Origin of the sequence: Mesorhizobium sp. M7A.F.Ca.CA.002.15.2.1, assembly GCF_003998715.1 — a bacterium.
Lineage (GTDB): Bacteria > Pseudomonadota > Alphaproteobacteria > Rhizobiales > Rhizobiaceae > Mesorhizobium > Mesorhizobium ciceri.
Genome location: NZ_RZPI01000210.1, coordinates 1 through 8,119, shown reverse-complemented (window position 1 = coordinate 8,119; position 8,119 = coordinate 1). Strand labels below are relative to the sequence as shown.

Sequence of the window (8,119 nt, the reverse complement as noted above, 5' to 3'; positions counted from 1 at the left end):
CCATTCCCCGTCTCGTGGTCAGCCAGATCGACGGCTTCTTCGCACTGGTGCCGGAAGGGCCAGTGCCTGCGCTCAACCGGTTCGCCGATGACGTGGTGCGCGACTTCGACCGGTTTCGCGCACCGCTGAGCGAGGCGGAAATCGAGCGGCGCAGCCCGGATTCGCTGAAGCCGGCCGAGTTCCGCAATCTCTGCCAATGGGGCTACCCCTATGTCTTCGAAACCTTTCGCTTCCACATGACGCTCTCCGGCCGGGCGGGGTCACAGGAGAGCCCGCGTTTGCGCGCAGCGATCGACAGCCTGTTCGCGGAAGTGCTGCAACAGAAGGTGCTGGTGGATGCGCTGACCTTGTTTGTCGAAACCGAACCGGGTGCGCCGTTCATGGTGCTCTCGCATCACGCGCTCGGGCGCCGCCCGGCCAGAAAAACCGCCTGAAGGACTGCCTGAAATGACCGCCGAGACTGTTCTCCACAATGCCCGCATCGTGCTTGCCGACGAGATCGTCGAAGGTTCGCTGGTGCTGCGCGACGGCTTTATCGCCGGCATCGAAGCCGGCGCAAGCCTTGGCTCTGGCCGCATCGGCGAGGATATGGGCGGCGACTATATTATTCCCGGGCTGGTCGAGTTGCACACCGACCATCTCGAAGGCCATTACGCGCCGCGGCCCAAGGTGCGCTGGAATCCGATCGCCGCCGTGCTCGCCCATGACGCGCAGGTGGCAACCGCCGGCATCACCACCGTGCTGGACGCCTTGCGCGTCGGCATGGACGAAGACGCCGACCTGACATCGGCCGACATCCGCAAGCTGGCCGACGCGATCGAGGACAGTGTGAAGCAGGACCGTCTGCGCGCCGACCATTTCATCCACCTGCGCTGCGAGGTTTCGGCACCCGACTGCCTCAGGGCTTTCGCCAATTTCGACGGCGACGAGCGGGTTAAGCTGGCATCGCTGATGGATCATGCGCCAGGCCAGCGCCAGTTCGTCAATCTCGAAACCTATGCCTACTATTACCAGCGCAAGCTGAAGCTGACCGATCGCGACTTCAAGGTGTTCTGCGAAAAACGGATGGCCGAATCGGCGCGCAATTCGGCGCCGAACCGGGCGGTGATCGCCGCCGCCTGCCAGGAGCGCGGCATCGTGCTGGCCAGCCACGACGACGCCACATCGGGCCATGTCGACGAAGCGATCGAGCAGGGCGTGCGGGTTGCCGAATTCCCGACCACGGAAGAGGCCGCAAGGGCCTCGAAAGAGGCCGGGATGGGTGTGCTGATGGGCGCGCCAAACGTCATGCGCGGCGCCTCGCATTCGGGCAATGTCTCGGCCCGTACGCTGGCCAGCGACGGCCTGCTCGACATCTTGTCGTCCGACTACATTCCCTTCAGCCTGATCCAGTCGGCGTTCTTCCTCGGCGATGTCGTCGAAGGCATTTCCCTGCCGCAGGCCGTCGCCATGGTCTCGAAAAACCCGGCCGATGCGGTTGGACTGACCGACCGCGGCGTCATCGAGCAGGGCCGCCGCGCCGATCTGGTGCGGGTGCGCGTCGACGACCATGTTCCGGTCGTGCGCACCGTGTGGCGGCAGGGACGCCGGGTGGCATGATGGTGTCGGCACTGATCGAGCGGGAACTTTCGGCCGAGACGTTTCCGATCCGCGATGGCGTTTTCGTCGCCGTCGTCGGCCCAAGCGGCGCCGGCAAGGACACGGTGATCGGCTACGCCCGCAACCATTTTGCCGACGAAACGCGGCTGGAGTTCGTCCGCCGGGTCATCACCAGGCCGAGCGATGCCGCAAGCGAGGATCACGACACGCTGGCCGACGCTGCCTTCGCCGAAGCCGAAGCCGATGGCGCCTTCGCCATTTCCTGGGAAGCACACGGCTTGCGCTACGGCATCCCCGCCGATGTCGACTGGTCTGTCGCCAATGGCCGTGTCGCTGTCGCCAATGTGTCGCGCGCGATCATCCCCTCCTTGCGCGAACGCTATGCCAACCTGGCCGTCGTCGAGATCACTGCCTCGCCTGAAGTGCTGGCCGAGCGTCTGGCGATGCGCGGCCGGGAGTCCCGCGGCGAAGTGCTGGCGCGGCTGGCACGCAGCGCCAATGTCACTCTGTCCGGGCCCGGCGTCACCTCGATCGACAACAGCGGCCCGCGCGAAGCCGCCGGCGAACGCTTCGCCGAGGTGCTGCGCAAGGCGATGGCCTTTTCCGACATGTCGGGCCTGATCTAGGCTAGCTATTCCGCAGCCTGGCCCGCCACGCCCTTGCGGGTGGCGTCGACCATCAGCCGCCGTTCCCGGAACACGCCCCATTGCTGGTCGACCAGCACGCCGATGAGGATGACGCCGCCCATCACCGCGAAGTTGAGCGAGGACGGGATGCCGAGCAGGTTGACGAGATTCTGCAGCTCCTGCAGCAGCACCGTGCCGAGGATGACGCCGATCAGCGAGCCTTCGCCGCCGCGCAGCGAGAAGCCGCCGAGCACGGCGGCGGCGATGGCGTAGAGTTCGTAGAACTGGCCGTGGCTGGCCGGCGAGATCGAGCGCGTGTACATGGCGAAATAGATCGCCGACAGCGCCGTCAGCACACCGCAGATGACATAGGCGGCGATGACGACACGGCCGGTGCGGATGCCCGAATATTTCGCCGCCTCCTCGTTCTTGCCGATGGCGTAGAGATAGCGGCCGAACACCGAGCGATGCAGCACCACCCACATGACGATCGAAATAACGATCAGCGCGATGAAACTGTTCGGCACGCCATAGGAGCGTCCGGCCGTCAGGAATTCGAGCTCGGGAAAATTCTGGCCGAACGCAAAACCCGCCGTGCCGTCGGCGGTGTAGAAGCGGGCGACACCGCGGTAGATCAACAGGCCGCACAAAGTGACGACGAAAGGCTGCAGCTTGAGCCTTGTGATCAGCCAGCCATGCACCAGGCCTATGATGGCGCCGAGGAACAGGATCAGCACGAAGGCCAGCGGCCAGCCCACCTCGCGCACGGCGATGAAGTCGATGAACAGCGTTCCAAGCAGCGCGACCACCGAGCCGACCGACAATTCGATGCCGCCGGTGATGATGACGAAGGCCTGGCCGATCGACAGGATGCCGAACAGACCGATCAGGTTCGAGGTGTTGGCGAGGTTGATCGGCAGCAGGAAGCGCGGATTGATGATCGCAACGATCGCCCCGACCACCAGGATCAGGATCAGCAGGCCGAGATCTTTCTTGCTCATCGTCTTCTCCCCAATGCCTGAGCAGATCGCGCTTGCGCGAGACCCCGGCAAAACTACTTCGGCTGCTTGCCCACCGCCAGCAGCAGCACGTTTTCCTGGCTGAACCGGTCCTTGTCGAGAATGCCGGAGATTTGGCCCTCATGCATGACGGCGATGCGGTCGGACACGCCGATCACCTCTTCCATGTCCGACGAGATCATCAGCACGGCGACGCCGGCATCGGCCAATGCGCGCATCAGGCCGTAGATTTCCGCCTTGGCGCCGATGTCGATGCCGCGCGTCGGCTCGTCGAGGATCATCACATTGGGGTTCATGGCCAGCCACTTGCCGAGCACGACCTTCTGCTGATTGCCGCCCGACAGCGTGCCGGTGCGCGTCTGCACCGAAGGCGCCTTGATGCCGAGGTCTTTCTTCTGCTTCTCGGCGGTGGAGGTCTCGGCGCTTGAGGACACCAGGGAGCGGCGCGCATGCGCGGGCAGATTGGGCAGCGAAATGTTCTGAGCGATCGACAGGTCGAGCAGGATACCGGTCAGCTTGCGGTCTTCCGGAACCAGGAAGATGCCGTGCGCGACGGCGTCGGCCGCGGAAGCCAGCGCAAGCGGCTTGCCGTCGAGTTCCAGCGCGCCGCCGAGCTTCGAATCGATGCCGAAGAACACCCGCGCCAGCTCGGTGCGGCCGGAACCGACAAGACCGGCGAGGCCGAGGATTTCGCCGCGCCTGACGTCGAGATCGACCGGGCGGCCGGGATAGGCAGGGGTGCGGATGGCCTTGGCCGCAAGTGCTACGGCGCCGGGCGCACGCGCCGCTTCCGAGGCCTTCTCGCGCTCCTTCAGCATGCGGCCGATCATCAGCTTGACCATCTGGTCGTGGCCGATATCGCTCTTCGGCAAGGTGCCGGCCAGCATGCCGTCGCGCAGCACCACGACGCGGTCGGCTACGCGTTCGACCTCGTGCAGGCGGTGCGAGATGAAGATGACGCTGATGCCGTCGGCCTTCAGCGCCTTGATGACGTCGAGCAATTTGTCGGTCTCGGCGAGCGGCAGGCTGGATGTCGGCTCGTCGAGGATGACCAGCCGCGCCTCGATCGACAGCGCCTTGGCGATCTCGACCATCTGCTGCTGCGCCAGCGACAGGGTCGCGACCGGCGTGTCGGCGGAAAAATTGGCGCCGACGCGCTTCAAAAGCGGCGCCACCATGGTGCGCAGCTTGGCGCGGTCGACGAGCTTGAGCGGCCCGGCGCGCAAAGGTTCGCGGCCGAAGAAGATGTTGGCGGCGACGTCCAGATTTTCGAACAAATTGAGTTCCTGGTGGACGAAGGCGATGCCCGATCCCAGGCTGGCTTCGACGGAGAGCCTGTCATGCGCGGTGCCGTCGACGGTGATCGTGCCGCTGTCGGGCCTGGTGACGCCGCCGAGGATCTTCATCAACGTCGATTTGCCGGCGCCGTTTTCGCCGACAAGGCCGATGACCTCGCCCGGCCTGACCTCCATGGAGAAGCCGTCGAGCGCGACGACGCCCGGATAGGTCTTGCGCACGTTCTCAAGGCTGAGGAACGGGGCGGTCACGGATGCAGCAATGGATGTGTCGGAATAATTCATCATGCCTGACAGCGATTGGCGGGCCAATTTCTGAGCATGATCTTTTCCGAGAACCGGCTTCCACTTTTCGGGATCATGCTCTTGGCTTTTGGCAGACTGACGATCCTCGCGGTGTTCGTCAATGCGAGCAGCCGGCCCAAGCGACGTTGAGCCGGCTGAACTGCTTCAAGTCTTAGTTTCCGGCCATCGCCTTCAGATTGGCGGCGTAGGCGTCGACGTCATCCTTGCCGATGATCTTGGTCGGGATGATGATGAGGTTGCCTTCCGGGATGCCCGACTTGTCGCCCTTGAGATAGGCAGCCATCAGCTTCATGCCCTGATAGGCCCATTCGAAGGGCTGCTGCACGACGGTGGCGGCAATGGTGCCTTCCTTGACGCCGCCGAGCGTGATCGGATCGTCATCGAAGCCGACGACGGTGATCGAGCCGAGCTTGCCGGCGTCGCGCAGCGCTTCATAGATGCGCGGCGTGTTGTAGGAGTAGAAGCCGACCATGCAGGTGACGTCGGGGCTGGCGACCAGCGCGTCCTCGACATTCTTCTTGGCGCGCGCCTGGTCGATGTCGTCGCCGCGCACGTCGATCAACTCGATCTTGGTGCCGGCCAGGCCGTCCTTCATGCCTTGGATGCGCTCCTTGGCATTGTCTGCGCCGAGCAGGCCGACGAAGCCGAGGCATTTGCCGCCATTGGGCATCGCCTTCTTGGCGATTTCGGCCGCCTGCTTGCCGGCATCGACGTTGGACGAGCCGATATAGGCGACGCGCTTGGTCTGCGGGGCGTCCGAGTCGGTGGTGAACAGCGCCGTTTCCGAAGCGATCTTGTTGAGGCCATCGGTCGAGGTCTTGGGATCGACGGCCGAGACCATGATGCCCTTGACGCCGGCGGTCACCAGATCGTCCATCAGCCGCTGCTGGATGGCGACCGAGGACTGCTCGGGATATTTGAGCTCGAGCGTATAGTCGGGCAGTTCGCCCTGCGCCTTCTTGACGCCGGCTTCGGCGGCCTTCCAGAAATCGGAAGCGCCGTTGACCACGAAGGCCAGCGTCGGCTTGTCGTCGGCGCGCGCGATTGCCGTGGCCGACAGGCCAAGCAGCAGCGCGGTCGCGGCTACGGATGCATTGCGTATCAAGGATTTCATGTTCAACCTCCCGTTTGGCTCAGTCGTTGGACCGGCCGATCTTGCACTGACCTGATTTGCCGTTTGCAGCGTGGACGCCCTCCTCCTCAAAGGGGTTCCCGGCACCGAAAGAATGGCGTCGTTCCAGCCACGACAGCGACCTTAGAGACTCATCCTTCATTCGTAAATAGTCCGATTTGTCTGACATATCACATATCCGAGACAAGGCTTGCGGAGATAGGATCCGCTCGCCACCGGGCCATTTTTCGTACTCTCCCGTCGCCCCGGACGTGACCGGCCGGATGCGACGATTGACGGTACAGCGCATTTTTGTATTAGTAAACAGTATTAGTTCCGAGCCAATGCCAGCGGTTTCGCGGTGTGCCCGCCGGCGTGCCGCCCTCACCGCTGGGCAGCCGCCCAGGCCTTTTGTTAATTGAGCTTTCGCTTGTATGGAGATGCGTGGCGGATGGACCTCCGGCATACTAATAGTTATAAACGAGCTTGACGTTATTCCGATAAATCGACGGCGTCACGCCACCTTGCCGGCCTGACCGGCCAGCCAGACTGGGATTTGCCATGAGCGAGACGACGGATCGGGCCAGCGACACAGCGAGGCGGCGCAAGGCGCCGGCCAAGGGCGCCAAGGGCCGCGTCACCATGATCGATATCGCCAGGGCCGCCGGCTGCTCGCAGGCGACCGTGTCCTTCGTGCTCAACAATTCGCCAGGGATCAAGCTGTCGCAGCAGACCCGCGAACGGGTGATCGAGGCCGCACGGACGCTTGGCTACACCGCGCCCGCTTTCGAGGCGCTTCACCCGGCATTGCCTGCCTTCGAGGGGCCCGCCTTCGAAGGGCTGGACGGGGTGATCGGCTTTGCCGTCGACCAGCTCGCCACCAGCCCCGAAGCCGTGGTCGCCATCGAGGGCGCGCGCCAGGCCTCGTGGAATGCCGGCAACGTGCTTCTGGTGGCGCAGACGCTGGGCGATTCCGTCATGGAGCCGCGCGCTATTTCAGCGCTGACCAAGCGGGGCATTTCGGCGCTGATCTACATGACCATCTTCACCCGCGAGATCACAGCGCCCGACTATCTCTACGGCCTCGACATCCCGGTGATCCTGCTCAACTGCTACACGGCGGACTACGCCTTCCCGTCCGTGGTGCCGAGCGAGATCGCCGGCGGCCAGAGCTCGACCCGCCATTTGATCAGCCACGGCCACCGCCGCATCGCCACCATCACCGGCGAGCCGTGGATGCAGGCGGCACAGGACCGGCTGAAGGGCTACCGCCGCGCGCTCGCCACGGCCGACATCCCGTTCGATCCCGAGCTGGTGGTCGAGGGCGACTGGTCGGCCAGCGCCGGCTATGCCGCCACCGTCAAGCTGCTGGCGCTCAGGGATAAGCCCACCGCCATCTTCTGCCAGAACGACCGCACCGCGATCGGCTGCTACGAAGCGCTGAAGGAAGCCGGCCTGCACATTCCGCAGGACATCTCCGTGGTCGGCTACGACGACGAGGAAATCGCCAGGCATCTGTTCCCGCCGCTGACGACCTCGATCCTGCCGCACATGGCGATGGGCCAATGGGCGATCGAACAGCTGGAAGCGCCGGCGGCGCCTGGACGGGGGCGGTATCCGATCACGAAGCTGGAGTGTCCGCTGGTGGAGCGGGAGAGTGTACGGGGGGTGGTAGGGTAACGCGACTCGGCGGGCCCGCGCTGGCTTACCTTCGACCGTTAGGGAAACCTGACCAGTGGGACGAAGAGCTGATGGCTGCAATGCAGACGATTCTTGCGCGGAAGGGGGTCAAGGTCGAAGTCTGAGACATTCATTCCCATTGGTGCAACAGACCGGCACGGTTGCGAATTTGGGGTTGGACACGCCGTGCCGGCCAGTGCTGGACACCCCAGCCCGATTACGCTACCGGCACAACAGGAATCCAGCAATTAAGCCTGATGGTCTAGATCGCGAGTGCAGAGCCTGTTCTCGCGCTTCAGGGAGCCCTTTTACCACGGGCATTACTTCTCCTCCGGGCAGTCCAGCAGCTTCGCATGGCGATGCATTTCTTCGCACCCGTCCGACAAGGCGGGCTTGAACCATTCCGCTTTGTCTTTCTTCAGGCCTTCGGCACTGGTCCGCTAACCTTGCCCTGCACGCGGTCCCACAGGCAGTTGCGTCTGC

Annotated in this window: 7 protein-coding genes; 4 read left to right on the top strand and 3 right to left on the bottom strand. The window is 64.1% G+C overall.

The window, feature by feature from the left end; genetic code table 11:
• The 3 genes from ENZ74_RS14085 to phnN all read left to right on the top strand — a co-directional run.
• Positions 1-434, top strand: a 434-nt coding sequence (locus ENZ74_RS14085; RefSeq protein WP_127312815.1) for a DUF1045 domain-containing protein, incomplete at its 5' end; no start/stop codon positions are given.
• Between the two features lie 13 nt (positions 435-447).
• Positions 448-1,599: an alpha-D-ribose 1-methylphosphonate 5-triphosphate diphosphatase gene (locus ENZ74_RS14080; RefSeq protein ID WP_063169766.1), complete on the top strand. Its 1,152-nt coding sequence runs from the start codon at positions 448-450 to the stop codon at positions 1,597-1,599.
• Complete coding sequence (gene phnN / locus ENZ74_RS14075) at positions 1,596-2,225, top strand: phosphonate metabolism protein/1,5-bisphosphokinase (PRPP-forming) PhnN (RefSeq protein WP_024502021.1); 630 nt, start codon at positions 1,596-1,598, stop codon at positions 2,223-2,225. Before ENZ74_RS14080 ends, phnN begins: the two co-directional genes overlap by 4 nt.
• Before the next feature lie 5 nt (positions 2,226-2,230).
• Here the strand turns inward: phnN and ENZ74_RS14070 are convergent, their stop codons facing one another.
• The 3 genes from ENZ74_RS14070 to ENZ74_RS14060 form a co-directional block, all read right to left on the bottom strand.
• Positions 2,231-3,226, bottom strand: coding sequence for an ABC transporter permease (locus tag ENZ74_RS14070; protein WP_027161057.1), 996 nt, complete (start codon positions 3,224-3,226; stop codon positions 2,231-2,233).
• Between the two features lie 53 nt (positions 3,227-3,279).
• Positions 3,280-4,824, bottom strand: coding sequence for a sugar ABC transporter ATP-binding protein (locus tag ENZ74_RS14065; RefSeq protein WP_082826719.1), 1,545 nt, complete (start codon positions 4,822-4,824; stop codon positions 3,280-3,282).
• A gap of 172 nt (positions 4,825-4,996) precedes the next feature.
• Positions 4,997-5,959 carry a sugar-binding protein gene (locus ENZ74_RS14060; RefSeq protein WP_013528381.1) on the bottom strand — a complete coding sequence of 321 codons (963 nt, stop codon included), beginning with the start codon at positions 5,957-5,959 and terminating at the stop codon, positions 4,997-4,999.
• A gap of 558 nt (positions 5,960-6,517) precedes the next feature.
• Between ENZ74_RS14060 and ENZ74_RS14050 the strand changes: the two genes are divergently transcribed.
• Positions 6,518-7,636, top strand: a complete 1,119-nt coding sequence (locus ENZ74_RS14050) for a LacI family DNA-binding transcriptional regulator (protein ID WP_063169765.1) — start codon at positions 6,518-6,520, stop codon at positions 7,634-7,636.
• Positions 7,637-8,119: the final 483 nt, after the last annotated feature.